Genomic DNA, 26,763 nt, shown 5'->3' on the forward strand with positions numbered 1-26,763 from the left:
AACTCACTCGGCCAGGCTCACTCCGACGGGGGAGTGAGCTCCTCGCCGCCGATCGTGTCGGCGAAGCCGAGCGGGTCGTCCAGGTCGTCCGCGGTGGGCAGCAGGTCCGGGTGTGCCCAGATCGCGTCCCGCCCGGCGATGCCGTGCTTCTCGGTGACGCTCCACCACAGCGCGGCCGCCTCGCGCAGCCGGCGCGGGCGCAGCTCCAGCCCGACGAGCGTGGCGAAGGTCTGCTCGGCCGGGCCGCCGGTGGCCCGGCGACGGCGGGACGCTTCGCGCAGTGCTTCCGCGCCGGGCATCCGTTCGCCGGCCGCGGCGGCGACGACGGCGTCGACCCAACCCTCGACGAGCGCGAGCAGCGTCTCCAGCCGGCGCAGCGCGGTCTGCTGTTCGGGCGTCGTCTCCGGCTCGAACAGCCCGCCGGACAGGGCGTTCTGAACGCTCTCGGGGTTGGTCGGGTCGACCTCACCCATCGCCCGTTCGATCGCGGACATGTCCACGGTGATGCCGCGCGCGTAGCTCTCCACCGCGTCCAGCAGCCGCTGCCGCAGCCACGGCACGTGGCCGAACAGCCGCTGGTGGGCGGCCTCGCGCAGCGCCAGGTAGAGGCGCACCTCGTCGGCCGGGCGCTCCAGGCCCTCACCGAACGCGCTGACGTTCTCCGGGACGAGCGCTGCGACTCCGTCCGGCCCGAGCGGGATGCCGACGTCCGTGGCGGCGACCACCTCGCGGGCGAGCGCGCCGAGGCCCTGGCCGACCTGGGCGCCGAACATCAGGCCGCCGACCTGGTTCATGATTCCGGCGAGCGGGTTGCCGCCACCCATCGCCTGCAGCTGCTCGGCCGGGATGGCCGAGGACATCGCGGCGACGACGCGCGAGGCGACCGGGTCGCACAGCGAGGACCACACCGGCAGCGTCCGGTCCAGCCAGTCCAGCCGCGTCCACGACTCGACGGACCGCACGCCGGACGGCAGTTCGGTGACCTCGTCCAGCCACAGGTCGGCCAGCCGGATCGCCTCGGCGATCGCGGCGCGCTCCGCCGGGTCGACCGGCTGGTTCTCACCGTTGAGCGTGGAGACCGCCAGTTGCTTGGCGAGGTCCCAGTTGACGGGGCCGCCGGTCCACGAGAGCAGCTTCTGCAGTTCGGCGAACAGCGGCATCTGGCCGGACAGGTCGTCAGACCCGCCGGCGCCGGGTCCGAATCCGAACGGGGGATTGGTCATGGGGTTCACGGTAGTAGCGACGAACCAGTGCTGCTCGGCGTTCCGCGTTGCGCGCAGGGCGAACACCGCCGCGCCGGTAACGTCGCGCCCATGGCATGGGCGCTGTGGCTGTCGGCACCGGTCGGTGCAACCGTGCTCGCCGCGCTGTGGGCGTGGTGGCGGGCGCGGCCGAAGCGTCCGCTCGACACGGACGCCGCGATGCAGGCACACCGCGACTACCTCGCCGCGCTGACCGTGCCGGCGCGCGGAACCGAACGGGTCGGCCCCGACGATTGATCCGGTGCACAGCCGGATCGGGTGCACAGCCGGATCGGGTGCACAGCCGGATCGAGCAGATAGCCTGATCGGGCGCACAGCCCCGGCCGATAGGCTGCCCCGGTGAGCCGACGCCCCCTGGACGCCCTTCTCGACAGGCCGATTCCGGGGATCCGCTGGTTCGTCGCGCTCAGTCGCCGGGTGCGTGCGCTGCTGATCGCGTTGGTGCTGTTCGTGGTGCTGTTCATCCTCGCGCTCACCATGCCGGTGCCGTACGTCGTGCTCTCGCCGGGCCCGACGTACAACACGCTGGGCACCGACGAGGCGGGCAGCCAGATCATCGTGATCAAGGGCACCACCGCGAAGCGCACCACCGGCCACCTGAACATGACCACGGTCGACGTCTCGTCCGAGCCGCTGAGCGCCTTCGACGCGCTCAAGGGCTGGCTGCTGCACGACGAGGTGGTGGTGCCGCGCTCGTCGGTGTACGCGCCGGGCAAGTCCGACAAGCAGGTGAACCAGGAGAACACCCAGGCGTTCGCGCAATCGCAGGACAGCGCGATCGCCGCGGCGTCGTGCGAGCTGGGCTACCCGAAGAAGTTCGGTGTCGTGACGGTGCGCAGCGACGGCGCGTCGTACAAGAAGCTGGAGCCCTCCGACCTGTTCGTGAGCGTCGCCGGCAAGCCGACCACGACCAGTGCGCAGCTGACATCGGTACTCAGCAGCGAGCCGCCCGGCACTGCGGTGCCGGTGGTCGTGACCCGCGAGGGGCAGCGCAAGCAGGTGAGCATCACGCTCGGGCCGGCGCTGAAGGGCCGCACCGGCGGCTCGCTCGGCGTCGAGGTGAGTGAGCAGATCTGCCAGTTGCCGTTCGAGGTCGACCTCGGCCTCGGTAACCAGATCGGTGGCCCGTCGGCCGGTCTGATGTTCGCGCTGGGGATCATGGACAAGGTCGGCACGGTCGACCTGACGCACGGTCGGTTCATCGCCGGCACCGGCACGATCGATCCCGCCGGCACGGTCGGCCCGATCGGCGGCATTCAGCTCAAGATGATCGCCGCGCGCAGGGCCGGCGCGACGGTCTTCCTGGCGCCTGCGGCCAATTGCGCGGACGTGCGGGGCGCCGTCCCGGGCGGGCTGCAGGTGATCAAGGTGAGCAAGCTGCAGGACGCCGTGCAGGACCTGCAGGCGCTCGCGGCCGGCACGGCTGTCCCGCACTGCTGATCGTGCTCGTGCGCGGTGCGTAGTCGATCGCTCGGCTTCTTCGCTCGGCGCCGGTGCAACCGTCCGCACGAGCACTGGCTAGGTCTTGAGCGGGTAGCTGGGCGTGGGGTCGTGTGCGGTGTTGCGGATGGGGGTTTGGTTGCCTGTCCAGGCGGGTGGGATCCAACGCGACCGGAAGCGCGACCCCGACCATGAGCTGACCTGCCGCCGTCGGTCCGCCTTTCACCACGGCAGAAGGCGACCCAGGCAACGGGACGAACCGTCACCGTCGGTCGTCTCTGGTCCCGTGCGGAGGCGACCCGGCAGCGCAAGCACCGCCTGAATCGTGCGCGACCGTCCCTGCGCCAGTCACATAGGACGAGCGTGCGCCCGCCACCACAGGCGAGCGAGCGTCGCCCGTCGCTGTGGGCTGAACGCGATGCCGCGACGCGGCGGTGCCGCGATGCCGTGCCGCGACGCGGCGGTGCCGCGATGCCGTGCCGCGACGCGGCGGTGCCGCGGCCGAGTCTCAGTCAGCCGCGAGGGTGGCGTGCAGAGCTTCGGCGAGGTTGGGTGCCAGGTCGGGGCCGGTGAGCAGGTCGCTGTCGTCCTCGCCGTCGCGCCCGCGCAGCCGCAGCAGTGCCGCAGCAGTGCCGGGCGACTCGCGGAGCACACCTACCACCAGGCGTGCGTCGCGACGCTCGGGGTGCGCGGCGGCCGCAGCGAGGTCGGCTGCCCCGCCTGCTTCGTCCACCTCGTCCTCGGCAGACGGCGGAAGAACCATGATCTCCTGGGCAAGTGCACATCCCGCGACCTCGGCGGGCCAGGCGATCTGGGCCAGCACCTCGTCCAGCGGGCCGTCGGGCAACGGCTCCTGCTCGATGGGGACCAGTGCGTCGTCGCTGGCGGCGTCCAGGCCGAGCCGCTCGGCGGTCGCCGGGTCGTCGGCGGCCAGTTGCGCGGCGCGGACCAGGGCGAACAGCAGGGGCGGCCGGTCCCAGCCGGCAGCCGCGACGTGCGCCTCGATCTCGGCCGTGGTCGCCTCGAGAAGTCCGTGCTGTGGAGCGGTCACGACCCGATCCTGCCGTACGCCCGTCCGGAACCGCGGCGGCGGCCGGTACGTTGACCTCGAAGCTGACCCTTACCGGTAGGAGTACCCCGTGGCCATGCGGCCGCCCATGCCCAGCATGAACCTGTCGCGCCGATCCAAGATCGCGCTGTCGGTCGTGGGCGTGCTCATCGTTCTGCTCATCGTGCTGGTCAAGCTGACCGGGGTGTTCGTCAACTGGCTGTGGTTCGGTCAGTTGGGCTACCGCAACGTGTACAGCAGCGTGCTGTGGACGCGGATCACGCTGTTCCTCGTCTTCGGGCTGCTGATGGCGCTGATCATCGGCGGAAACATGGTGGTCGCCTACCTGTTGCGGCCGCCGTTCCGGCCCATGTCTGCCGAGCAGCAGAACCTGGAGCACTACCGGGTCATGCTCGAGCCGCGGCGCAAGCTGATCCTCGGCTTCGTCATGGCCATCGCCTTCCTGGCCGCCGGAATGTCTGCGCAGGGCGACTGGCAGACGTGGCAGTTGTGGCTGCACGGCGGCAAGTTCGGGGTCAAGGACCCGCAGTTCGGCCGCGACATCTCGTTCTTCACGTGGGACTACCCGACGTACCGGCTGATGCTCGGCTTCGGCTTCACCGCGATCATCTTCGCGCTGCTGCTCTCGATCGTGATGCACTACCTGTCCGGCGCGATCCGGCTCCAGACGCCCGGCCCGAAGGTCACGCCCGCCGCGCGCCGGCACCTGACCGTGCTGGTGTTCGTATTCATGGCGCTCAAGGCCGTCGCGTACTGGTTGGACCGTTACGGGTTGGTGTTCTCCGACCGCAGCAAGTTCACCGGTGCCTCGTACACCGACGTGCATTCGGTGCTGCCCGCGCGGACGATCCTGTTCTGGATCGCGGTGATCCTGGCCCTGGCGGTGCTCGCGTCCCTGTGGCTGCGCAGTGCGCTGCTGCCCGGCATCGGTTTCATCGTGCTGATGGTGCTGAGCGTGTTGATCAGCGGCATCTACCCGGCGATCGTCCAGCAGGTGTCGGTCAAGCCGAACGCCAGCAGCAAGGAAGTGCCGTACATCCTGCGCAACATCGAGGCGACCCGCAACGCGTACGGCATCGTCACGGACAAGAACGTCAAGTACGTGCCGTACACCGCGGCGACGAACCCGCCGGTGTCCGCGCTGACCACTAAGAGCCCCACGATCGACAACGTGCGGATCCTCGACCCGAACGTCATCTCGCCGACCTTCGCGCGGTTCCAGCAGGACGGCAACGTGTACGGCTTTCCGGGCAAGCTGGACGTGGACCGGTACACCGTCAACGGGGTCACGCATGACTACATCGTCGCCGTCCGCGAACTCGACAAGGCGAACCTGACGGGTAATCAGACGAACTGGATCAACCAGCACACCAACTACACGCACGGTTACGGCTTCGTCGCGGCCGAGGCGGACAAGGACGTCACGAACACCGGGAACGTGTCGGACTCCTTTGCCGCCGGCGGGATCCCGCCGACCGGCGCGCTCGATCTGAAGGTGCCGCAGGTGTACTTCGGCGAGCTGCTGCCGGACTACTCGATCGTCGGGGCGAACGGCGCTCCGCAGGAGTACGACGGCAACGGAACCAAGAAGATCCGGTACGAGGGGAGCGGTGGCGTCTCGCTGTCGAACGTCTTCACCCGGCTCGCCTTCGCGGTGAAGTACAAGCAGGGCAACTTCCTGCTGAACGACGCGGCCAGTGCGTCCGGCGCGAAGATCATCTTCGATCGTGATCCGCGTCAGATGGTGAAGAAGATCGCGCCGTTCCTGACCGTGGACAGCGATCCGTACCCGATCGTCGACCAGGACACCGGCCACATCGTCTGGATGGTCGACGGCTACACCACGCTGAACAACTACCCGTACGCCGAGCGGCAGTCGCTGTCGAGCCTGACCAACGACTCGCTGTCGGAGACGGACAAGACGGCGAGCCAGCCGAACGACAGCATCAACTACATCCGTAACTCGGTGAAGGCGACCGTCGACGCGTACACGGGCAAGGTGACGCTGTACCAGTGGGGCAGTGACGACCCGCTGCTCGACGCGTGGATGAAGGTGTTCCCGGGTCTGGTCAAGGCGAACGACGCGATGCCACAAGGGATTCGCGAGCACGTCCGCTACCCGGAGGACCTGTTCGAGGTGCAGCGCGCGACGCTGGCGATGTACCACGTCGACGACGCCGTGACGTTCTACAACGTCGCGGACAAGTGGACGGTGCCGGACGACCCGACCGCGTCCACTGCCGCGCAGCAGCCGCCCTACTACGTGCTGGCCGCGCCGCCGGACGGCAAGTCGAACACGGCCGAGTTCCAGCTGACGTCCCCGATGAACGTCAACAACTCGACGTACCTCGCGTCCTTCGTGAGCGTGAACTCCGACCCGTCGGACTACGGCGCGATCACGGTGCTGCAGTTGCCACACGGCTCGTCTGCGGTGCAGGGGCCCGAGCAGGTCTTCAACAAGCTGAGCAGCAACGGCACGATCACCAAGGACCTGTCGCTGTTCAACACCGCGGGCGGTAACTCCTCCGTCATCCACGGCAACCTGCTGACGCTGCCGATCGGAAACTCGTTCCTGTACATCGAGCCGCTGTACACGCAGGGCACCGGTGGCGGAAAGGGCGTCTACCCGCAGCTGCAGCGGATCATCGCGGTGTACGGCGACAACGTCGGGTACGGCGAGACCCTCGCCGATGCGCTCAGCGACTTCCTGCCCGGCAACTGCACCGGCCACACGCTGGCGAACGTCACGTGCGGCGCGAGCGAGCAGAGTCCGCCGAGCAGTGGTGGCGGTGCCACCACGCCGCCGAACTCGTCGACACCCACGCCAACCGGCTCGTCCACCTCCCCGCCGCCGGCCGGGCAGCAGGCGCTGCTCACCCAGCTGAACACGGCGTACGACGACCTGGTGGCCGCAACCAAGACGGGCGACTTCGCCAAGATCGGTGCGGCGCAGCAGAAGCTGAACGGCCTGGTCAAGCAGTACCTCAGCCAGTACGGCAGCCTGCCCGGCGCGTCGTCGACGCCGAGCCCCAGTCCGTCCAAGTAGGCCGGTTTGGAATGCCGGGTGCCGCCAGGTAGGCTGGTGGTACCGACGCGGGGTGGAGCAGCTCGGTAGCTCGCTGGGCTCATAACCCAGAGGTCGCAGGTTCAAATCCTGCCCCCGCTACAACGCAAGGCAGTAAATTCAAGGGCTCCAGCACTCCGGTGCTGGAGCCCTTGATCATCTGTCCACAATCTGTCCACACTCCGCGGCGCCCGGCATGGCGGTCAGGACGCCAGCCACTGGGCGTATGCCGGTGTGGGGCCACGTGTTCTAGGGCCACCCGTGGGTGAGCTCACCCACTCGCTCATCCACCACGATTGGCTACCGGCGGCGGTGGCGTTCCCGCCGGGCGACTGCATCGTTCACGACCCGCAGCGCCTCGACCACCGCGTCGAGGTCCCGGTCGTAGACGCGGCCGGTGTCGAGCTGCCGGGCGAGGTCGCGCAGCTGGTCGGCCCACTCGCGCCCGCGTGGGTGGACTGGCACCTCCATGACGCGCTCGACCGTCCTCTCGACGCGGACCTCGACAGGCCGCTCGACCACTCGGACGGCAGCCAGCCCGCTGGCAGCCGCGCGACGCTGCTCCCACGCCCGATGGCGACAACCGCTAGAGCAGTAGGTCGGCAGCCGGCCCCTGCCTGCCACGACGATCGCCGTGTCGCACCATGCGCAAGCGACCTCGCGTGCGCGTTGCACGCTCCGTCGCACCTCATCCACGCCACCAAGTATTACGTGCCAACGAATGACGCGGCCAGCTCGCAAGAGGTGTGATCGTTGGACCTTGAGGTCGGAGCGGGCCTCGGAAGCGATCAAGATGCGGCGTCTGGTGCCGATCGCGGAGGGATGGCAGCATCCGTCGGCATGAGGCAGCTCCGGCTGCGGTACGCCGGCGTGTGCCGGGCGTGCGGCGTCGAACTCGATCGCGGTGCGTTCGCCTGGTACGACGCGACAGCCAAGCAGGTCGTCTGCCTCGACTGCGCCGCCGACGCGCCGGCCCACCACGGGGAGGAGGCGCCGTCCACGCATCCGACCCTGTTCGATTCGGCTGCTGTCACCGACGCGGGTAAGGCAGGTGCGTCGGCTCGACGGGAGTACGAGCGGCGGGTTGCCAAGCGCGAGGATCGGATCCGGGCGAGGCATCCGAAGCTCGGTGGTCTGCTCCTTGCCCTGTCAGAGGAACCGCAGAGCACGACGGCGTGGGAGCGCGGCGCCAAGGGGGAGGAGCTACTCGGCCGAAGCCTCGACGGGCTGGCCGATCATGGTGTGAAAGTGCTCCACGACCGCCGGATCCCCGGTACGCGGGCGAACATCGACCACATCGCGGTCAGCCCGGTGGGCGTCTGCGTTCTGGATGCGAAGCGGTACAAGGGCAGACCACACCTGAAGATCGAGGGCGGCCTGCTGCGCCCGCGCACGGAGACGCTGATGGTGGGCACCCGCCGCTGCGACGCCATCGTCGAGGGCATGAACAAGCAAGTACGGCTCGTGGGCGAAGCGCTGGAGTCGGTCATAGCGGACGTCCCGATCGCCGGAATGCTGGTCTTCATCGAGGCCGACTGGCCGCTGTTCGGTGGCGACTTCACCACCCGTGGCGTCAAGGTCCTCTGGCCGAAGAAGGCGCATGATCTCATCCTCAATCCCGGTCCGCTCGACGCTGAGCACATCGACGCGGTCCACCGGCGGCTCGCCGCGACATTCCCGCCCGCGTAGAGCCACCGCGTCCCGATCTACGCCCTCGCGGACTCCTGCAAGAGTTTGCCGCGGTCTTGATCGTGTCGATCAGAGTCTGTACTCGGGATGCACCTTCGGCTCCGGTCGGGCCGAAGGTGCATCGCGCGGGTCGGTGGTCAGGCGGCGTCGGGCGCCTGGGGCGGCTCGAGTTCGGCGAACCTCGCCTTCATCGTCTCGTTGCCACGAGTGAGCTTCTTGACCGTGAGGGCCGTCGCCTTGTCGTTGGCGAGGCGGAGGTTGTTCTCGGATCCGAGGAGCCCCTCCTTGACCTTCTGGAGGCGCTCGATGGCCTTGTCGATGTCGTCGATGGCGGCGTCGAACTTGCGCTTAGCGAGGTTGTAGTTGCGACCGAACGCCGACTTGAAGTCTTCGAGCTCGGCCTCGAAGTTGGTGATGTCGATGTTCTGCTTCCTGACCTGCTCCAGCTCGGCTTTCACGAGGATGGTCTCCTGGGCGGCGTTGCGGAGCAGAGCGATGATGGCCAGGAAGAACTGCGGTCGGACGACGAACATCTTCGGGTACTCGTGCGAGACATCCGTGATGCCCGTGTAGAGCTCGGAGTCCTCTTCGAGCATGGACACGAGGACGGCGTATTCGCAGCCCTTGTCGCGACGGTCCTTGTCGAGCTTGGCAAGGAAGTCGACGTTCTTCTTCTTGGTCGCCGTGGTGTCCGCCTCGTTCTTCATGTCGAACATGATCGAGATGTACTCGACGCCGTCTTCGCTGAAGTCACGGAAGACGTAGTCGCCCTTGGTGCCGCTGGAAGCGTTGTTGTCCTTGCCGAACGCGGCGTTGGGGAACGCCATCGCCCGGACACGGTTAAACTCGGTCTCGCAGTGCTGTTCGAGAGACTCGCCGAGCAGCTTGACGGACTGCTTCGCCTTGAAGTCCCGGTACTGCTCGACCTGTTCCTGCAGGAGCGCGATCTCCTTGGAGTGCGACTCCTTGAGCGAAGCCTCCTTGACCTTCTGCTCGGCCTCCTGGAGCGCGAGCTTGCTCTCGGCCTCGCCAAGCTTCTGCTGGATGGCCGACACAGCCTTCGTGACGGCGAGCTCCTGGCTCGTGCTGGCCTTGTCGAGCTCGCTCCTGAGGCTCGTGATCTCGACGTCCTTCTCGGCCACTTTCTTCTGCGCCGCCTCGGACGCCTTCGCGAGTGCGAGTTCCTGGGCCTGGTCGGCGAGGTCGAGCTCGCTCGTCAGCCGCTGGATCTCGGCGTCCTTCTTCGCTGCAGCCGCCTCGGCCTGCTGGGCGACCTTCGCTTCGGCAAGCTCAATCTCGGCCTTCTTTGCCCGCTCGGCCTCGGCGAGCCGCGCGTGGAGTTCCATCTCGAACTCCGCAGTCCGCACCTGCTGGGCGAGGCCGGCGTAGTCCGCCTCATCGATCTTGAACACGGTCCCGCAGTGCGGGCACCTGATCTCGTGCATGTAGCACCTCCAAGTCGCGACCGTCGCTGCCCGGCGGCCAGGTGCTCAGATCGTCAACGAGCGAGTGTGGCGAGACAAACAACCGCGTGTTTAGCCCCCTAAACGAGAGTCATGTGGGCGCGAGGGAGCATAGGATCTAGATTCTGTGTCGCCAACTTGATGTCTAACGTGGGAGGGAGGAAGCAGTGCAGTCGCTCATCACGATGTCGGAGATCGCCCGTCTCGCGAACGTGACGCGCCAGGCCGTCACGAACTGGCGCCGTCGCCCGGCCAGCTCCCGCTTCCCACCGTCCGTCAAGGTCGTGGCCGGCGTCGAGTACTTCGACCAGGACGAAATCCTCGACTGGCTGGATGAGACCGGGCGCGGGAACAACCGGGAGGCGCGGCTCGACGCGCCGGCGGTGGCGGCGCCCGAGAACCTCGACCTGGACCGCGCGGTGGCGCTGCTCGCGCTGCGTGCGAAGGTCGCTCAAGATCTCGGCCCGCTGACGGCCGGGGAGCGGATCGCGTTGGCCGAGCAGGTCGACCCACACGACAGGTACCTCGTTGCTGAGATCCGGGACGCGGCCGACGACGGTGATCTGGCCGTGTACGTCGACGAGTTGGTCGCCGCGACACGAGGGCCGGGCGAGGCACTCTCGCGGCTGCTCGACAGCCGCCCGGCGCGAGGAGCCCGTGGGTTCGCGCCCGACCTGGTCGCCCTGCTGCAGTCGATCGCGACTGCGTGCCGGACGTACCTCGGCCCGGACGACGTCGCGATCGACCTTCGGCTGGATCCACGCGCGCGCCAGATCGCGGCGGGCTTCGAGTCGGCGGCGCACACCGACAACGCCGACCGATCCATGCTGCGCCACCTGGTCATCGACGGGCTTACCCTCGATGACGTCGACCGGCCACGCGTCCGCGTCGTCTCCTTGCCTGAACGTGACGATTCCGAAGCGCTGCGCCTCGCCGACGATGCGGCTCTCGAGCTTGCCGCTGGACAGGTCGCAGTGATCGTGGGTCCGGCAAGCGCCCTCTGCGACCGGCTCGCCGGCGACCTCTACGACGGCCGACGGAAGACCATCGAGATGGGGGCGCAGGGGGGCTGCGCGCTGATCGCAGCGTTCAAGTTGCCGCGCGGCCTCTGGCGGGAGGCGCACCGTCAGAACCTGGGGCTGTGGGTGCTTCGAGGCGACGTCGCCGCAACGGGGGTCCTGGTCGCCGATCTCTCCGGGCGCGCGGTCGACAACGCCGAGCTTGCCGACGATGTCCTCGGGGCGCTGGAGCAGACGGGAGCCCGCTCCTACCGGTACGGACGCGTCGTCTCGTACAACGAGACGTGGACCAGAGACACGGTCGTCGTGCCGGGCATCGGCGCGGCATCGCCGATCTCGCCCAAGGCCAGGTCACCGCTCGACCGCGTGGTCGAGGCGACCCTGGTGACGCGCGAACCGGTCAACGTGCTGGATCTTCCCGTCTCCGGGCGCAGGATGACCACGCGCCCGGCACCCCGTTCGCTCGGCGAGCTCGTGGATGCCCGGTCCATCAAGATCCAGAACGGATCGCGCGTTGCGGATGAACACTGTGACGCGACGGGCTCGGTGCGGATTCTGTCTGCCGACCCGAGCGCGCCTGCGCGATCGATCGACCCGCTCGTAGCCGTCGACCGCTACTCCCATGCCAACCGAACTGAGCCCGGCGACGTGGTCTTCTTGGCGTCGCCGCCGCGAGCAGTGGTCGACGAGGAGGGTGGCTCACTGGTGGCATCGCCGAGTCGGATCTTGCGAGTCGACGCGCTGCGTGCCGGCATCGGCCCACGCGCACTCGCCGCGGCGATCAACGAGATGACCAGCTCCGAGTGGAGGACATGGCTGATCCCCGAACTCCCGCGCGCAGACATCCAGCCACTGGAGGATGCCCTGGGTGAGATCCGCGCACATCTCGCAGAGCTGCGTCGCCGCGAGGAAGCAGCAACCAACATCATCACCAACTTGATCCAGGGTGTCGCCGAAGGCTCGGTCGCGCTCGGTTCATCGACCACCGAGAGGAAGGCCGGCTGACATGCCACCGCGCAAGAGGACCGATCCCACCGCACCGTCGACCATGAAGGAACTGAAGGACACGCTCTGGAAGGCCGCCGACAAGCTGCGCGGCTCCCTGTCGGCCCATCAGTACAAGGATGTGATCCTCGGGCTCGTCTTCCTGAAGTATGTCTCGGACGCCTACGACGAGCGTCGCGCGACGATCCGAGCGGACCTGTTGGGCGAGGGATACGACGAAGAGCAGATCGCCGACCTCATCGACGACCCCGAGGAGTACCAGGGCTACGGCGTCTTCGTCGTCCCGCCGGAGGCACGGTGGGCCTACCTGTCGGAGAACGCCAAAGGAAAGCCAGCCGCGGCGAGCCAGCCGCAGAAGAGCATCGGATGGCTCATCGATGACGCGATGGACGCGGTGATGCGGAGCAATCCATCGTTGATCGGGACGCTGCCACGCATCTACAACCGCGACAACATCGACCAGCGCCGCCTCGGAGAACTGGTCGACCTGTTCAACAACGCACGGTTCAGCCGGCAGGGTGAACACCGCGCCCGCGACCTGATGGGCGAGGTGTACGAGTACTTCCTCGGCGCGTTCGCCCGAGCGGAGGGTAAGCGGGGCGGAGAGTTCTTCACCCCGCCCTCGGTGGTGAATACGATCGTCGAGGTGCTGGAGCCGGACCACGGCCGCGTCTACGACCCGTGCTGCGGTTCCGGGGGCATGTTCGTCCAGACCGAGAGATTCATTTACGACCACGACGGCGACCCGAAGGACATCGCCATCTTCGGTCAAGAAGCCAACGAGGAGACCTGGCGCCTAGCGAAGATGAACCTCGCCATCCACGGCATCGAGAACAAGGGCCTGGGTGCACGCTGGGGCGACACGTTCGCCCGCGACCAGCACGCCGATCTCCAGATGGATTTTGTGATGGCCAACCCGCCCTTCAACATCAAGGACTGGGCACGCAACGCTGAGGATCCCCGCTGGAAGTACGGCGTCCCGCCGGCCAACAACGCCAACTACGCCTGGATCCAGCACATCCTGTCCAAGCTCGCGCCCCGTGGAAAGGCCGGCGTGGTCATGGCGAACGGCTCGATGTCGTCGAACTCCAACGGCGAAGGCGACATTCGCGCCCAGATCGTGGAGGCCGACCTCATCTCGTGCATGGTGGCACTTCCGACCCAGCTCTTCCGCAGCACCGGTATCCCGGTATGCCTTTGGTTCTTCGCCAAGGACAAGGCCAAGGGCAAGCAGGGCTCGATCGACCGCTCGGGCCAAGTGCTCTTCATCGACGGCCGCAACCTGGGCTACATGGTCGATCGCGCCGAGCGAGACCTGGCGGCCGAGGACATCAAGCGAATCGGCGACACCTACCGCACCTGGCGCGGGACGAAGTCGGCCAAGGGCAAGACGTACGCGGACGTCCCAGGCTTCTGCAAGTCCGCCACGCTCGCCGAGATCAAGGGTGCGAACTACGTGCTCACCCCCGGCCGCTACGTGGGTGCTGCAGAGTCCGAAGGTGACGGTGAAGACATATACGTCAAGATCAAGCGGCTGAGCCGAGAGTTGCTTGTTGCGTTCGACGAGTCCGAGCGAGCGGCGGCGGTTGTCCGCAAACAGTTGGAGTGGCGGTCGTGACCGCGACGTACACGACGCTCAGTGAACTGGCAGAGGTTTTGGTGGGCTACCCCTTCGCGAGCAAGCGGTACGCGGCGACTGGACGCGGCCACCGCTTGCTGCGGGGCGACAACATCGGCCAGGGGGTAGTCCGGTGGGAGAACGCTGTCTGGTGGGATCACGATGCTGATGCACGCTACGAGTTGCAGGTTGGCGACCTCGTACTCGCGATGGATCGGCCTTGGATCGGTGCTGGGCTCAAGTTCGCGAGCCTGCGTGAGGAAGATACGCCCGCGCTTCTGGTCCAGCGAGTCGCGCGGCTCCGAGCGAGGGAAGGAGTGGACCAGAGGTATCTCCACTACCTGATCGGGAGCAAAGAGTTCACTGACTATGTGCTGGCAGTGCAGACGGGCACCGCTGTGCCGCACATCAGTGGCGCACAGATCCAAGGGTTTCGCGCGCCGAAACACTCACCACTTGAGCAGAAGGCGATTGGCGAGGTACTGGGGGCGCTCGACGACAAGATCGCAACGAACGAGCGGGTCGTTCGTCTTTCGGATGAGCTGAGCAGCGCACACTTTCACGCAGCCGCCGCCGGCGGCGACGAGGTGCCGCTATCGTCGCTGGCCCGGTTCGTCAACGGGCGGGCGTACACGAAGGACGCTACGGGGACAGGCCGCGTCGTGGTGCGTATCGCCGAGCTGAACTCGGGGATTGGCGGCTCGACCGTCTGGAATGACATTGACGTTCCAGACGACAACACTGCTCGTCCTGGTGACCTGCTGTTCGCTTGGTCCGGTTCGTTGACCGCTGCGCGCTGGTACAGGCCGGAGGCGATCGTGAACCAGCACATCTTCAAGGTCATCCCCAACGCGGGGACGCCGATGTGGCTGGTGAACCAGGCCGTCCACGAGAAGCTCGCCGAGTTCAAGGCAATCGCTGCCGACAAGGCCACCACGATGGGGCATATCCAGCGTCACCACCTAGATGAACCGGTGCGCATCCCCCCGCCGTCTGAGGTGAAGCGGTTGGACGATCTGATGACGAGTCTCTGGCAGACCGCCTTGACCGCAGAGGTCGAAAACCTGAAGCTCGCCGAGGCTCGTGACGAGCTGCTGCCCCTGCTGATGTCGGGGAAGGTCCGCTTCAAGGATGCGGAGAAGATCGTGGAGGGGGAGCTGCGATGGTGAGCGAGGCCGAGTGGGAGCGGCACGCGCTCGAAGCGCTCTACGAGCAGGGGTGGGTCCCGACGTCCGGCAAAGACCTTGTCCCAGGGGCGGAGGACGGCCGGGAATCGTGGGATGACATCGTCCTTCCCGAGCGGACGCTGACGGCGCTGCGCAAGCTCAACCCGGCCGTGCCCGGCGAGTACCTCATTCAGGCGCTGGCCGAGGTGCGCGCGCCGAAGTCTCAGGATCCGCTTGCCGAGAACTTCCGGCTTCACCAGATTCTGGTGGACGGCTATCGAGGCATCACCTACGTCGATTCCGACGGGGTCGAGCAGAGCCCGACGATTCGGTTCGTCAGCCACAACGTCGACGAGAACGAATTCCTCGCGGTCAACCAGGTCATCATCCGGTCCGCCGAAGTCGAGCGCCGCTTCGATGTCGTGCTCTACCTGAACGGCCTGCCAGTGGTGATCGTCGAGCTGAAGCGTGCGGGGTCGGAGTCCGCAGACATAGCGTCCGCTCACGCGCAGTTGGAGACGTACCTGCGCGAGTTCCCGATGGCCTTCCGGTTCGTCGTGCTCTCGATCATCTCCGACGGAATTATCGCTCGCTACGGCACGCCATTCACCCCGCTCAATCACTACGCGCCGTGGAACCTCGACGACGACGGTCGTCCTTTCACGAAATTGACCTGGGAGAACATGGTCGAGGCCGCGGAGAAGGAGGTCAATCCAGACGACGTCTGGGTCCCCGTGCGGATCGAAATGCTCGACCTGATCCCCGGGGTTCTGAACCAGGAGCGGTTCCTGCAGCTTCAGCGCGACTTCGTTGCTTTCGACGAGGGCGCAGACGGGTACGCGAAGCGGATCGCCAAGCCGCACCAGTACTTCGCCGTCACTAAGGCCGTTGGATCGACTGTCCAGGCTGTCGAGTCCAACGGCAAGGCCGGCGTGGTGTGGCACACCCAGGGCTCTGGCAAGTCGATGGAGATGGAGCTGTACGCCCACGCTGTCGCTCGCCAGCCGAAGCTGAAGAACCCGACACTCGTGGTGGTCACCGATCGCACCGAATTGGACAGCCAGCTCTTCGAGGCGTTCAACCGGTCGCAACTGTTGGCCGAAACCCCCGTCAATGTGACCACGCGCAAGCAACTGCGCGAGGAACTCACCAACCGTGTGACCGGCGGCATCTACTTCACGACGCTGCAGAAGTTCGGTCTGACCGACAGCGAGCGCGGGGCCGGGCTCGACCACCCGCTCCTCACCGACCGCCGCAACATCATCGTGATCGTCGACGAGGCGCACCGCAGCCACTACGACGACCTCGACGGCTTCGCTCGCCACATCCGTGACGCTCTGCCGAACGCCGCGTTCATCGCTTTTACCGGTACTCCGATCTCGACTGCCGAGCGGGATACCCGGGCTGTGTTCGGCGCGGTGATCGATACCTACGACCTCACCCGGGCAGTTGCGGACGGCGCTACCGTGCCGGTCTATTTCGAGCCGCGCCTGGTTGCCGTCAAGCTCGCCGACGACATCACCGACGAAGACCTCGACGCTGCCGCCGATGAAGCCGTTACCGGGCTGGACGAAGTCGAGCGTGAGCGCATCGAGAAGTCGGTCGCGGTCATCAACGCGATGTACGGGGCTCCGGCACGTTTGGAGGCATTGGCCCGGGACATCCTCGACCACTGGGAGAAGCGGTCGGCCGCGATGCTTCCGTTCATCGAGTCGCCGGGCAAGGCGTTCATCGTCGGAGCCACCCGGGAGATCTGCGCCAACCTCTACGAGGAGATCATCAAGCTCCGTCCCGACTGGCATGACGACGGTGTCGACAAGGGCGTCATCAAGGTCGTCTACTCCGGATCCGCTTCGGACAAGGGCGTGGTCGCCAAACACGTCCGCCGCGAGGCACAGAACAAGACCATCCAGAAGCGGCTCAAGGACGCTGAAGATCCACTCCAGATCGTGATCGTCAAGGACATGATGCTCACCGGCTTCGACGCGCCGCCACTGCACACTCTCTATCTCGACCGTCCGATGAAGGGCGCCCTGCTCATGCAGACGCTTGCCCGCGTCAACCGGACGTTCCGCGGCAAGCCCGACGGTCTGATGGTCGCCTACGCGCCCCTCGTCGAGAACCTCAGCAAGGCTCTCGCCGAGTACACCGAGACCGACCAGGCCAAGAGGCCGGTGGGACGCGACATCGACGAGGCCGCCGTGCTCGCCCGCCAACTCATCAGCACCCTCGACGGGCTGTGTGCCGGATACGCCTGGCGCCAGCGGCTCCAAGGTGACACCCGGAGCTGGATCAAGGCCGCCGTCGGTCTCACCAACTACCTGCGTTCACCCGCGACGCCGGGCAACCAGGTGAGCGGTGGCGACGTGGCGCTCGGCGACCGGTTCCGTAAGCTCGCGAACCAGCTTGCCCGGGCCTGGGCGCTCGCCGCCGGTTCGCAGACCCTCGACGACCTTCGCCCCACGGCGAAGTTCTACGAGGAGGTTCGCGTGTGGATGGGCAAGTTCGACGCCCAAGAGCGTCAGGCACAAGGCCGCCCGGTTCCCGAGGAGATCCAGCGACTCCTGTCGAGTCTTGTCGCGACGGCGACAGTGACGGGGGAGGTGGTCGACATCTATGCGGCGGCGGGCATGCCGAAGCCTTCACTTTCGGATCTGGGGCCTGAGTTCGTCACGAAGACCTTGCAGGCCGAGAACCCCCACCTCGCCATTGAGGCTCTGCGCGACCTGCTCACTCAGGAGACGACGAAGGCCACGCGACACAACCTGGTGCGGCACCGGGCGTTCTCCGAGAAGCTTCGCGAGCTGATGAACAAGTACACCAACCAGCAACTGACCTCAGCCGAAGTCATCGCCGAGTTGATCGAGTTCGCCAAGGAGGTCGCGGCCGAGGGTAACCGAGGTTCGCACTTCACGCCGCCGCTCAGTCACGACGAGCTGGCGTTCTACGACGCCGTCGCCGCGAACGAATCCGCGGTCGAGCTACAGGGCGAGGACATCCTGGCTGAGATCGCTCGCCAGCTCGTAGGGGTGATGCGGCAAGACATCAAGACCGACTGGACTGTTCGCGACGATGTGCGCGCCAAGCTGCGTTCATCCATCAAGCGGCTGCTGGTGAAGTACAAGTACCCGCCGGACAAGCAGCCCGAGGCCATTCGCCTCGTCATCGAACAGATGGAGAGCATGGCGCCGCGCTTTGTGGCGTCAACCGCCAGTAACCGTAACGGGGACTACGGCGACGAGGTCAGGAAGGTTCTCGAGGTGTGAGGCCCGCCGACGACATCTGGGAGCCTGTCGAGGTCACGGACTGGGACGCCGAGCTCGAGTCCGATCCGATCTCGGACGAGCCGTTGGGGACCAAGGAGAAGTTTTGGGTTACCGATCCCGGCGGGAAGCGTTGGCTGTTCAAGTTCACTCGTGTGGTCCATGGTGCCGTTCGTGGAGAGGACTGGGCGGAGTGCCTTGTCGCTGAACTGGCTCGGCTCGTCGGCGTGCCCACCGCCGCGGTTCGTCTCGCAACCTGCGGCGGGCGGCGCGGCGTGCTGTCCCGCTCGGTCGTCGGCGAGGGTGAGCGTTTGGAACACGGCAACGAGTTGCTCGCCAGCCTCGATCCCGGCTACGACCGCGAGGCCCCACGCGAGAATCCTGGATACACCATCGAGGCGATCAAGGCTGCGTTGAACGGGATTGCGGCTCCGCGGGACATCCACGAGTTCGCCGACCTGACGGCGTTCGACACGTTCGCCGGCTACCTGATGCTCGACGCCTGGGTCGCCGGCAGAGACAGGCACCACGAGAACTGGGCCGCGATCCGTTCCGAGACCGGCAGGTGGCTCGCGCCGTCGTTCGATCACGGCAACGCCCTCGGCTTCCAGGAGAGCGATGAGAACCGTCGACGGAAGCTGGACGCTCCCGACGGTGTCCGACTCTGGGCGGAGCGTGGCCGCAGCCAGCATTTCGCCGGCCGGCCCCCGCTCGTCCGGCTGGCCGGTGACGGGCTGGCACTTGCAGCGCCCCGCGCCGCCGCCTTCTGGCGTGCGCGGTTGGAGGCAGTCACGGTGGCTGACGTCGAGAATGCGGTGAACTTCGTACCGCAGGAATTATTGTCGGTGGTGGGACGTAGCTTCTGTACGAGGTTGCTGCTCGTGAACCGCGAAAGGTTGCTCCATGTCATCTAGCGCTGTCGCCGAGGCCGTCGCCGTCCCACGGGACGCGGCGCGGCGGCTGCTGCTCATCTGGCAGGACCCGGAATCGCGACGCTTCGTGAAGGTGGGGCAGCTGCACGCATCACCGGGTGGCCGCTTTGAGTTCAGCTACCTTCCCGCCGCCAAAGCGGAGCCGGGCTTCGTCCCGCTTGCCCAGTTCCCACGGCTGGGTGAGGTCTACGAATCGGATGTCTTGCCGGCGTTCTTCGCGAACCGGGTCATGTCGCGCCAGCGCGAGACCTATCCGGAGTACGCGCACCAGTTGGGCTTGAATGACGCGACCGCGACCCCGGTCGAGATCTTGGTCCGCAGCGGCGGCAGTCGCGCCACCGACACCTTCCACATCGTCGACGACCTTCGCTACCACCCCCAGGGCGCCGTAGTCAGCCGATTCCTCGCTTCCGGCGTCCGCCACCTCAGGGGGGCGACCGATCGCATCGCCTCGCTTCGGGCGGAGCAGGAGTTGGTCTTGCGCGACGAGCCGGACAATCCCGTGAACGCGCGAGCGATCCTGATCGACGAGCGTGCGGGAGAGCCAGTGGGTTACGTCCCGGACTGGCTGGCCGACGACGTCCACGAGCTGCGCAGCGCATCGAACGAGGTCCGGATCTTCGTCGAGCAGGCGAACCCCGACGCGCGGCCACACCTTCAGCTGCTGTGCAGGCTGGAAGCGCACGGAGTCCGCACCGACTGAGTAGCAGGGCGCACTCCGGTCGGATCACGGCGCAGTGAGGTGTTTGCTTGCCGCCACCATCGTCGCCAAATCGTCGAAGTAGTTGGCGTGAGTGACCCTCACCGTCTCGAGCGAGTCCGAGCCGATTAGGACGATCTCTATCGTGGGGCTGCCCAAGTTCTCCCGCTCAAGCCTGTCGTACTCGGCGAGGGCGGTGTCGATGTCGGTGCCGAACTCTTGGACCTGGACGAGGCGAGTCAGCTCGCGGTCGAAGACAAGGAGGTATTGCCGGATCCTGCTCACCCGGATCATGCTTCCACCACCGCGGTGCTGAGACGCGAGATACAAAGCGCATCCGCAGCCGCTCGCGTCCATCGCGACCACGCGGTTCACACTGCGCCGAGGCCCTGGATCCGCTCCAGCGCGGCCAGTGCCGTCTCGTCGGCGGTCGGCAGGGTGTGCAGGTACTTGCCGGTCGTGGCGATGCTGGCGTGGCCGAGCCGCTCCTTGACGACCTGCAGGTCGGCGCCGCCGGCGAGTAGCCACGATGCGTGCGAGTGCCGCAGGTCGTGCAGCCGGGGACGCGGTTCGAGGTTCGCGGCCGCGCACGCCGGCGTCCACACCCGCTGCCGGAACCATTGGCCGGGGACGTGGCCGTCGCTGTCACGTACTCGCGGTTGCCGCGGGGAGTCGAGGCCGGCAGCGCGGCGGGTGGACCGGTACTCGGCGAAGGCGGCGCGGCAGTGCTCGCAGCGGCAGCGGCCGGCGGTGTACGCCGAGAGCGTGCCGTGCACGTAGCGGCGCCCCGCCGGGTTCGGTTCGGTCAGCCCGAGCTGGTCGACCGACATCAGCAGGCGTCGCGGCGCGGGGGCAAGGAAGTGCGCCAGGTTGAAGAGCAGCTCATCGTCGTGAATGTCGTACTCGTCGATGTGCCGGACCAGCTCCGCGACGAGCGTGGGGGACAGCTTGAACCTGCGCGGTCGCTTGTTCTTCGGGTACGGCTTGACGAGGAAGCGGCCGCCGTCGGGGTGGTGCGCGGGGTTCAGTTCGACGACGGAGCGGCGCACGGTGAGGATGCCGGACGGCCGGTCGAGGTCCATCGGTCGCAACTCGGTGAGCTCGCCCCAGCGCAGCCCGGACCCGATCGCGGTCTGGATGAGCAGCCGGGCGACGCCCGACGGCAGCGCCTCCTGCAGCGCTCGCATCTCCGCGGGTGTCAGGATCCGGTACTCCTTCACGGGCACCGTGGGTGTCTTGACGCCCTTGCACGGGTGCAGCGCCACGACAAAGTCGTTGAGGGCGGTCGTGAACACCGCCGACAGGATGATCTTCAGGTGACGGATCTGCGCCGGACTCACGCCGGCGTCGCTCAACTCGGTCACCCACTGGCGCACGTGCATCGGCAGGATCTCGCGGATCTTCATCGTCCCGAACCAGGGCAGGATGCGCCGGTCGAGGCAGTAGCGGTAGCTCTCCCGCGTACTCGGCTCGAGCACGTGGTTCGGGAACCAGCGGCCGTTCACGTACTCGGCGAACCGCAAGCTCCGGTCGGCCGCGTCGCCGCCACGCCCAGACCGCTCCAGCGCCTCGGCCGCCTGGATCGCGAGCGTGGCCGCGCGCTTGGTCGCGAACGTGCCTGCCGACCGCTGGTGCCCGCGTGCGTCGCGGTACTGCGCGGTCCAGCGCACTCCGCTGGCGAGCACCCGCTTCTTCGGCGTGGCCACCGCGCTCACCCCTGTCCACGATCTGTCCACAAAACAGCCGACACGAGCCAACATCAGCCGACACGCGCCGACACTGGTGCGGCTCAGAAACCCTTATCGGATAAGGGTATTCGGGAAATGGATGAGCGGCAAGATGAGCGGAAGATCGCGCTCATAACCCAGAGGTCGCAGGTTCAAATCCTGCCCCCGCTACAACGACGAAGGCCCCGGATTCCGGGGCCTTCGTTCATTTCTAAGATCGTCGCAGTTGATCTTGGAATTCCCGATGACCGTCAAACGACCGTCAGCCTTGCGCCAGTTCCGGCCCACCGCGGCCGGTCGACACGCGTCCAGCCGCTCCGCGGGGAAGCGGCAGCAGGCGCACCGACGCCGCCCTTGCGGACCAGCTGTCAAGCAGGGACCCGAGTGACCGGGCGGGTCGCCGATCGGCCCCAAGATCCGTCGATCTGCGCGGGCCGGCACGAGTGATACGCGGCGCGCAGATGAGGTCATATAGGCGGCCCTGACCTGGAACGGCCGTGCACTTCGTCGTCGGAATCCGGTACGAAGTCCTTGGGCGCGGGCCACCAGCGCCGAGCTGAAACAGCCGTCGTTATCGCCTCACCCTCTCCGCGCGGCCGAGCACGCACGAGGCGATCGGTCCAATGACGCTAGCCTGCGGCCAGTGCCGACGCAGGCGCAGGAGCCGAGGGGCAATGTGAAGGACGTACTACTACTGATTGTTGGTGCCGTGCTCGGGGTGGCGGCAACCGAGTTCTGGGCAACGTCGCGCCGGATATCAGACGGGGTGCGGCGTCGGCGCGCAGCTGAGAACCGTCAAGAGCGTGAGGCTCAGCAAAGTCAAGCCATCGTTCAGAGATTCGCGGATGCTGGGGTCGGCCTCTATAGGACCGCGACATTCTCTCGAGCGATCACGATCCCGTTCTTGCATGACGCAAGCCTTCCGATAAGGGGGCCCCTGCCGCCGGATGCAGATCGCTTCCTCACCGTGACGGACCCAAAGCGGACCGATTTTCGTGTCGATCAAAAGACGATCCGCCGTCAACTGCTTGCGGGCGCGAATCTCTGGGACGGGAACGTTCTCTACATGCGCCGACCACCGGACCGAGCGCAGCAGTACCCCCTTCTGGAAGCAGGAGTCTGCAACTACTTCTCGTACGTGACCGAGAAGGACCGGGCGATGCGGCGAACCGGCAACTGCCTAGGGCAGTGCGCGCCAGAATCGCCGGACACGACCCGGTGATTTGGGTGGCTGCCCGCCACCGTAGTGAAACGGATCGCCGTCATCGCCGACCCCGAACACCGCCATGTTTGACGGCAACGGCCCGCCCGTGAGCAGTGGCCGCGGGTCGACACCGTGTTCCATGGCGCGATCGCGACGGTGGTGGTGGTGTTCGAGTGAACCAGTGGGGAACCAGGTACCCGCGTCGCCAGTAACTGCCTTGCTTGCCGCCACTCTTCACGTCGCTGGGTTCGCCCAGCGATGCTGTGGCGGCGCTGTTCAGCATCGCCTTCAACGCGTTCTTGGTGGCGTTGTCGGAGGGATGCCCACCGACGACCAGGAGGTCGAGGTCCTCGGAGAAGCGCCTTATGATGCGCAGCTTCTCCAGGCTCGTCCCTCCTTTGAAGATCACCTCGCCTGGATGCGACAGGGTGATGGCGCGGAGCGCTTCGCAGACCCAGTAGTCCTTCTCGACAGCGAGAGGCAGGACGCCGAGCTGCTCGGCGGCGGCGAGGATCGCCGCAGCGAACTGTTCAGGCGCGGCGTCCCGCCACCGTCTCGCTTCAGGATTCGTCACGAGACATCCCGAAGCGCTCGAATCGCCTCAGCGGTCGTGCGCTCGTCCGGTTCGGGCACCTTCTCGGCGAGGTCCGGCCGGTCGGCGAATCGAAGCAGCCGGCGCAGCCGCGCACGAACCTGGCCCGGCTCGGTCTGCGAGGCACGCGCCACCCGATCCGCCCGAGCCTGCCCGGAGACCAAAAGGTCACGCAGCCGCGTCCACGCTTCGGCGGGGGGAACTTCGACAGCCCGCTCCCAGGATTCGAGAATCTCGAGCAGCGCCACCTCGGTGGGGTTGAGCCCCGCCTTCACGCGGCCCGTCCGGGCCGGCCGTGCAGCGAACTTGACGCTGCCGACGCCCTCTGGGGCCCGGGTCGGGACCGCAATCTCGGCTCGACGCGGCACCTGCGTCGACAGGTGCAGCAGGTTCGCTGCGTATAGGCCGGCCGGCCCGACCCCGGGGCCCGGCGCCAGCTCGCGAACGAGCGCATCGGTCGGGGGCGGGCTCATACCCAGCGGTGACTTGGTGCCGCGCCAGTACAGGCCGCGCCGGACACGGCGCAAGTCGCCCTCGGCGACGAGGTCGGCCAGGAGATGCTTCTTCGTCGACGCTGCGCCGGCGATCTCCTCAGGACGCCAGAACCGGTTGCGGGAACGCACGATGCGCTGACGCTCACGCAGCGGCGTGGTCCTGTCGCGCAAGCCCGCGGCCGAGCTGGCCATGGCATCCTCCCTTCCTGCAAGACGATACGTGAAAGTTCCCTATCTGCCAACAAGGCAGTACGTGAAAGTTCCCTAATTGCATCGTGGCCCCCGGAGCGCGGCCTTGTGTCTCGCGCGGAGAAGGTCGGTCATCGCCCCGTGTGCTTCACTCGGTCAGTGCCGTCCGATGATCCCGCAGAGCTGATCAACCGGCTTGTATCCGGTATGTCTTTGCCGGAGCAGCGCGAACTGATGACGACGTTGCTGGACCAGCGGAGCGCCGGCTGGCTGAGCGACCTGCGTGAGCAACGAGTAGTACTGCGGACGTGCCTTCATGGAATGGATGATCATCTCGTTACCGCTGTCAAAGAGGGGGACCGTGAGTTCCAGCAGGCGGCTGCGGGTGTCGAAGCCGAGACGGAACTCCGCGATGGGTGGTTCTTCTGTCTCGGGCTCGCGAACAAGGGCGTGCTCGGCGGCGTAGATCGAATCCTCGGGGTCTATACCGTGCTTGAGCGCCGAGTCGTGGACATGCACTAGGCCACGTGGATCCAGGCGCGAACCGCCTCGCGGATCGCTTCCGACCGGCTGATGCCGCCCTGCCGTGCCTTCTCACCGAGCGCCTCGAGCAACTCGTCGTCCATGCGAACTGGAATCACTGTGCTCTCCCCTTCGGCGTCGGGGTTGAGTTTGGGCCGGCCGCGCTTACGAAGCTGTTCAACGTCGTAACCACGTTCGGCACGCTCGACCGCCTTCGCGATCAGCTCCTCGGTAACGGGCGTGCCGCCGATGGTCCCGCCTTCGTACTTCTTCGCCATGAGATTACTGTAATACAGTTCCTAGTCGCAAACAAGGAACCTCTGGTCGGAGCGGAGTCTGCCAGCCTCCTCGCATGAACAGCGATTACGGGTGGTTTCCGACCGCCAATCCGATCTCGGACACCCCGGCGCGAGAGCTGCCGCACGATATCGCCTCGGTCGCCCGATTGTGGGTCAGCACCGTGTACGACGACCTGCGCTGCGCCGGACCGGATCGCGCCACGCGCTCGCTGAAAACCGCGGCCGCCGACAGCAGCGGTGCACGCTTCGTCACCCGCACTTCAGAGACACCGTCGGCTCGCTGATGCCGTGCTCGGCGATTGCGAGCGGTCGCATGTGGAAGCTGACGATCCGACCTGCGCCGGAGTGGATGCGCACGCCTGGCGTCACTCCGGCAGAGCCGGCGAGCAGGAATTGCCCGCCACTAGCGCAAACGGCCACACTTCTATTGTGCAACTCGCCACGCTCCCGTTGAGCAACTCGCCACTCCGGTGACTGTGGGTCCTGCCAAGGCGCGTCGGCGCATCCGCAAGACTCCACGGTGTCGCCGTCTTGCGCGGTCATCGCGTGACCTCAGGCAGGAGGACGGCAGCAAGCACCGCGGCGGCGAGGCAGATCGCGGCGTCGATGCCGGTCGCTGCCCGGAGCCCGATCAGTACGCCATGGTCGTGGGCGACGCCGGTTGCTACGGCGGACATGATCGGAGTGCCGAGGGTGATGCCGAGCTGTTGGCTCATGGTCGCAAGTCCGGTCGCCAGTCCCTGTTCGTCGTCGGGCCGGCCGCTGGTCGCGGTGACCATGAACCCGACGATGGCCACGAGGTTTGCGATGCCGCCCAGGAACGTCGCGGCGAGCACGAGGGCCAGCCAGGCGTCGGCCCGGCCGATGGCGATCATGGGCCCGGTGGCGACCGCCTGCACCGTCAATGCGATGGCCATCGCGGCCTGGTTCCCCGCACGCCCGATCAGGCGTGGGCCGAGCATTCCGCCGAGGACGGTGCCGATTCCGAGGACTGCGAACGACAGGCCGGCCTGCAGCGGGCTGAACCCGAGAACGTGCTGCAGATAAAGGGTTAGCAAGAACACCAGTGACGTCTCGGTGGCGAAGGCCAGGACCCCCACGACGTTGCCGGTGGCCACGCTGCGATGCCGCAGGACCCGGAGAGGAACGAGAGGGTCCCGCACACGCTGCTCGATGAGCGTGAACGCGACCAGCAGCAGTGCGGCGGCCAGGAGGGGGAGCCATGCGTGCCGATCGCCCCAGCCATGTTCCCCAGCCTGTGTGAGTCCGTACGTCAGGGCAGTGAGCGCGGCGGTGACCGTTGCGGCACCGAGTACATCGAGTGGACGCCGCGCCGTGGACGGCGTTTCGTCCAGCACACGCGGCCCGAGCGCGAGCACCCCCACAGCGATGATGACGTTCAGGAAGAACGCCCACCGCCAGCTGATCAGGTCCGTGAGCAGCCCGCCGGCAACTGCTCCGGAGGTGAACCCGGCCGCCATCAGAGCCCCGTTCAGACCGAGGGCACGGTCGCGGCGAGGCCCTTCAGGGAAGATCGTCGTCAGCAGTGACAGCGCCGCCGGAACGACAGCCGCGGTGGCCAGGCCTTGGGCGAGGCGGGCGACGATCAGCAGGGACGGTGACTGTGCGAGACCACCGGTGAGTGACGCAAGGCCCAGCAGCCCGATGCCTGCCAGGAACTGGCGACGCCGCCCGAACAGATCGGCGCACCGGCCGAACAGGAGCGTGAATCCGGCCGCACAGATCGCGAAGGCGGTCGAGATCCACTGCAGGCCGGCGAGGCTGAATCCGACGTCGGCCCCGATGCGCGGCAAGGCGACATTGAGGATCGAGAAATCGACGGCGAGAACGAAACTCGCCGTGAGCAGCACTGCCAGGGCGGCCCTGGCCCGCCGGTCGCCGAGATCCGTGGGCGTCTGCGAGAGCGATCGCAGGCGGCTGGCGACAGAGGCTTCGGTGTGCGTGGTCATGGTCACGACGATCGGTGCGCACCGGCAGTGCCCGCCACGCCCGGTCGGGGGTACCTCTGGCAGGGGCAGGCGGCCC

Annotated in this window: 23 protein-coding genes and 1 tRNA gene; 13 read left to right on the top strand and 11 right to left on the bottom strand. The window is 67.0% G+C overall.

What is annotated here, in order from left to right; translation table 11 throughout:
* Nucleotides 1-17 precede the first annotated feature (17 nt).
* Nucleotides 18-1,223 carry a zinc-dependent metalloprotease gene (locus tag M6B22_RS16815; RefSeq protein ID WP_269442725.1) on the bottom strand — a complete coding sequence of 402 codons (1,206 nt, stop codon included), beginning with the start codon at nt 1,221-1,223 and terminating at the stop codon, nt 18-20.
* 90 nt (nt 1,224-1,313) lie between these two features.
* Between M6B22_RS16815 and M6B22_RS16820 the strand changes: the two genes are divergently transcribed.
* A complete protein-coding gene (locus tag M6B22_RS16820) occupies nt 1,314-1,499 on the top strand; it encodes a hypothetical protein (RefSeq protein ID WP_269442726.1) in 186 nt (61 codons plus the stop codon).
* A gap of 102 nt (nt 1,500-1,601) precedes the next feature.
* The gene (locus M6B22_RS16825; protein WP_269442727.1) at nt 1,602-2,702 is read left to right on the top strand and encodes a YlbL family protein; all 1,101 of its coding nucleotides are present in this window, start codon (nt 1,602-1,604) and stop codon (nt 2,700-2,702) included.
* Nucleotides 2,703-3,210: 508 nt separating this feature from the next.
* Here the strand turns inward: M6B22_RS16825 and M6B22_RS16830 are convergent.
* Complete coding sequence (locus tag M6B22_RS16830; protein WP_269442728.1) at nt 3,211-3,753, bottom strand: PPA1309 family protein; 543 nt, start codon at nt 3,751-3,753, stop codon at nt 3,211-3,213.
* Nucleotides 3,754-3,847: 94 nt separating this feature from the next.
* Between M6B22_RS16830 and M6B22_RS16835 the strand changes: the two genes are divergently transcribed.
* Together M6B22_RS16835 and M6B22_RS16840 are read left to right on the top strand one after the other, a co-directional pair.
* The gene (locus M6B22_RS16835; protein WP_269445839.1) at nt 3,848-6,817 is read left to right on the top strand and encodes a UPF0182 family membrane protein; all 2,970 of its coding nucleotides are present in this window, start codon (nt 3,848-3,850) and stop codon (nt 6,815-6,817) included.
* Between the two features lie 46 nt (nt 6,818-6,863).
* Nucleotides 6,864-6,937: transfer RNA gene (locus M6B22_RS16840), tRNA-Met, on the top strand.
* Between the two features lie 198 nt (nt 6,938-7,135).
* On the opposite strand, the gene M6B22_RS16845 is transcribed toward M6B22_RS16840, so the two are convergent.
* Entirely contained in the window at nt 7,136-7,306 is a 171-nt protein-coding gene (locus M6B22_RS16845) for a hypothetical protein (protein WP_269442729.1), read from the bottom strand.
* Nucleotides 7,307-7,675: 369 nt separating this feature from the next.
* Between M6B22_RS16845 and M6B22_RS16850 the strand changes: the two genes are divergently transcribed.
* Nucleotides 7,676-8,524 (top strand): nuclease-related domain-containing protein, encoded by an 849-nt coding sequence (locus tag M6B22_RS16850; RefSeq protein ID WP_269442730.1) that lies wholly within the window; start codon nt 7,676-7,678, stop codon nt 8,522-8,524.
* A 137-nt stretch (nt 8,525-8,661) separates the two neighbouring features.
* Here the strand turns inward: M6B22_RS16850 and M6B22_RS16855 are convergent, their stop codons facing one another.
* Nucleotides 8,662-9,969 carry a DUF2130 domain-containing protein gene (locus M6B22_RS16855; protein ID WP_269442731.1) on the bottom strand — a complete coding sequence of 436 codons (1,308 nt, stop codon included), beginning with the start codon at nt 9,967-9,969 and terminating at the stop codon, nt 8,662-8,664.
* A gap of 185 nt (nt 9,970-10,154) precedes the next feature.
* On the opposite strand from M6B22_RS16855, the gene M6B22_RS16860 reads away from it, so the two are divergent.
* The 6 genes from M6B22_RS16860 (at nt 10,155) to M6B22_RS16885 (ending at nt 19,693) form a co-directional block, all read left to right on the top strand.
* Nucleotides 10,155-12,011: a hypothetical protein gene (locus M6B22_RS16860; protein WP_269442732.1), complete on the top strand. Its 1,857-nt coding sequence runs from the start codon at nt 10,155-10,157 to the stop codon at nt 12,009-12,011.
* A gap of 1 nt (nt 12,012) precedes the next feature.
* Complete coding sequence (locus M6B22_RS16865; protein ID WP_407935536.1) at nt 12,013-13,629, top strand: class I SAM-dependent DNA methyltransferase; 1,617 nt, start codon at nt 12,013-12,015, stop codon at nt 13,627-13,629.
* On the top strand, nt 13,626-14,798 hold the full coding sequence (locus M6B22_RS16870; RefSeq protein WP_269442734.1) for a restriction endonuclease subunit S: 1,173 nt from the start codon (nt 13,626-13,628) through the stop codon (nt 14,796-14,798). The genes M6B22_RS16865 and M6B22_RS16870 overlap by 4 nt, the downstream gene beginning before the upstream one ends.
* Complete coding sequence (locus M6B22_RS16875; RefSeq protein ID WP_407935537.1) at nt 14,792-18,061, top strand: type I restriction endonuclease subunit R; 3,270 nt, start codon at nt 14,792-14,794, stop codon at nt 18,059-18,061. Before M6B22_RS16870 ends, M6B22_RS16875 begins: the two co-directional genes overlap by 7 nt.
* On the top strand, nt 18,058-18,972 hold the full coding sequence (locus M6B22_RS16880; RefSeq protein ID WP_269442736.1) for a HipA domain-containing protein: 915 nt from the start codon (nt 18,058-18,060) through the stop codon (nt 18,970-18,972). The genes M6B22_RS16875 and M6B22_RS16880 overlap by 4 nt, the downstream gene beginning before the upstream one ends.
* A 91-nt stretch (nt 18,973-19,063) precedes the next feature.
* Nucleotides 19,064-19,693, top strand: a complete 630-nt coding sequence (locus M6B22_RS16885) for an HIRAN domain-containing protein (RefSeq protein WP_269442737.1) — start codon at nt 19,064-19,066, stop codon at nt 19,691-19,693.
* A 24-nt stretch (nt 19,694-19,717) separates the two neighbouring features.
* Here the strand turns inward: M6B22_RS16885 and M6B22_RS16890 are convergent, their stop codons facing one another.
* Both M6B22_RS16890 and M6B22_RS16895 read right to left on the bottom strand, forming a co-directional pair.
* Nucleotides 19,718-19,984, bottom strand: a complete 267-nt coding sequence (locus M6B22_RS16890) for a hypothetical protein (RefSeq protein ID WP_269442738.1) — start codon at nt 19,982-19,984, stop codon at nt 19,718-19,720.
* Between the two features lie 77 nt (nt 19,985-20,061).
* The gene (locus tag M6B22_RS16895) at nt 20,062-21,396 is read right to left on the bottom strand and encodes a tyrosine-type recombinase/integrase (protein ID WP_269442739.1); all 1,335 of its coding nucleotides are present in this window, start codon (nt 21,394-21,396) and stop codon (nt 20,062-20,064) included.
* 664 nt (nt 21,397-22,060) lie between these two features.
* Here M6B22_RS16895 and M6B22_RS16900 point away from each other — a divergent pair.
* The gene (locus tag M6B22_RS16900; protein WP_269442740.1) at nt 22,061-22,639 is read left to right on the top strand and encodes a hypothetical protein; all 579 of its coding nucleotides are present in this window, start codon (nt 22,061-22,063) and stop codon (nt 22,637-22,639) included.
* A 40-nt stretch (nt 22,640-22,679) separates the two neighbouring features.
* Here the strand turns inward: M6B22_RS16900 and M6B22_RS16905 are convergent, their stop codons facing one another.
* The 4 genes from M6B22_RS16905 to M6B22_RS16920 form a co-directional block, all read right to left on the bottom strand.
* Nucleotides 22,680-23,195, bottom strand: a complete 516-nt coding sequence (locus tag M6B22_RS16905; RefSeq protein WP_269442741.1) for a nucleotidyl transferase AbiEii/AbiGii toxin family protein — start codon at nt 23,193-23,195, stop codon at nt 22,680-22,682.
* Nucleotides 23,192-23,899: a hypothetical protein gene (locus M6B22_RS16910; RefSeq protein ID WP_269442742.1), complete on the bottom strand. Its 708-nt coding sequence runs from the start codon at nt 23,897-23,899 to the stop codon at nt 23,192-23,194. The genes M6B22_RS16905 and M6B22_RS16910 overlap by 4 nt, the downstream gene beginning before the upstream one ends.
* Nucleotides 23,900-24,052: 153 nt before the next feature.
* On the bottom strand, nt 24,053-24,415 hold the full coding sequence (locus M6B22_RS16915; protein ID WP_269442743.1) for a hypothetical protein: 363 nt from the start codon (nt 24,413-24,415) through the stop codon (nt 24,053-24,055).
* A complete protein-coding gene (locus M6B22_RS16920; protein ID WP_269442744.1) occupies nt 24,415-24,696 on the bottom strand; it encodes a ribbon-helix-helix domain-containing protein in 282 nt (93 codons plus the stop codon). Before M6B22_RS16920 ends, M6B22_RS16915 begins: the two co-directional genes overlap by 1 nt.
* A gap of 74 nt (nt 24,697-24,770) precedes the next feature.
* On the opposite strand from M6B22_RS16920, the gene M6B22_RS16925 reads away from it, so the two are divergent.
* Nucleotides 24,771-25,001, top strand: a complete 231-nt coding sequence (locus tag M6B22_RS16925; protein ID WP_269442745.1) for a hypothetical protein — start codon at nt 24,771-24,773, stop codon at nt 24,999-25,001.
* A 255-nt stretch (nt 25,002-25,256) separates the two neighbouring features.
* Here M6B22_RS16925 and M6B22_RS16930 read toward each other — a convergent pair whose 3' ends face one another.
* Nucleotides 25,257-26,687 (bottom strand): MFS transporter, encoded by a 1,431-nt coding sequence (locus M6B22_RS16930; RefSeq protein ID WP_407935538.1) that lies wholly within the window; start codon nt 26,685-26,687, stop codon nt 25,257-25,259.
* Between the last annotated feature and the right edge of the window lie 76 nt (nt 26,688-26,763).

This window comes from Jatrophihabitans cynanchi (assembly GCF_027247405.1).
GTDB classification, from domain to species: domain Bacteria; phylum Actinomycetota; class Actinomycetes; order Mycobacteriales; family Jatrophihabitantaceae; genus Jatrophihabitans_B; species Jatrophihabitans_B cynanchi.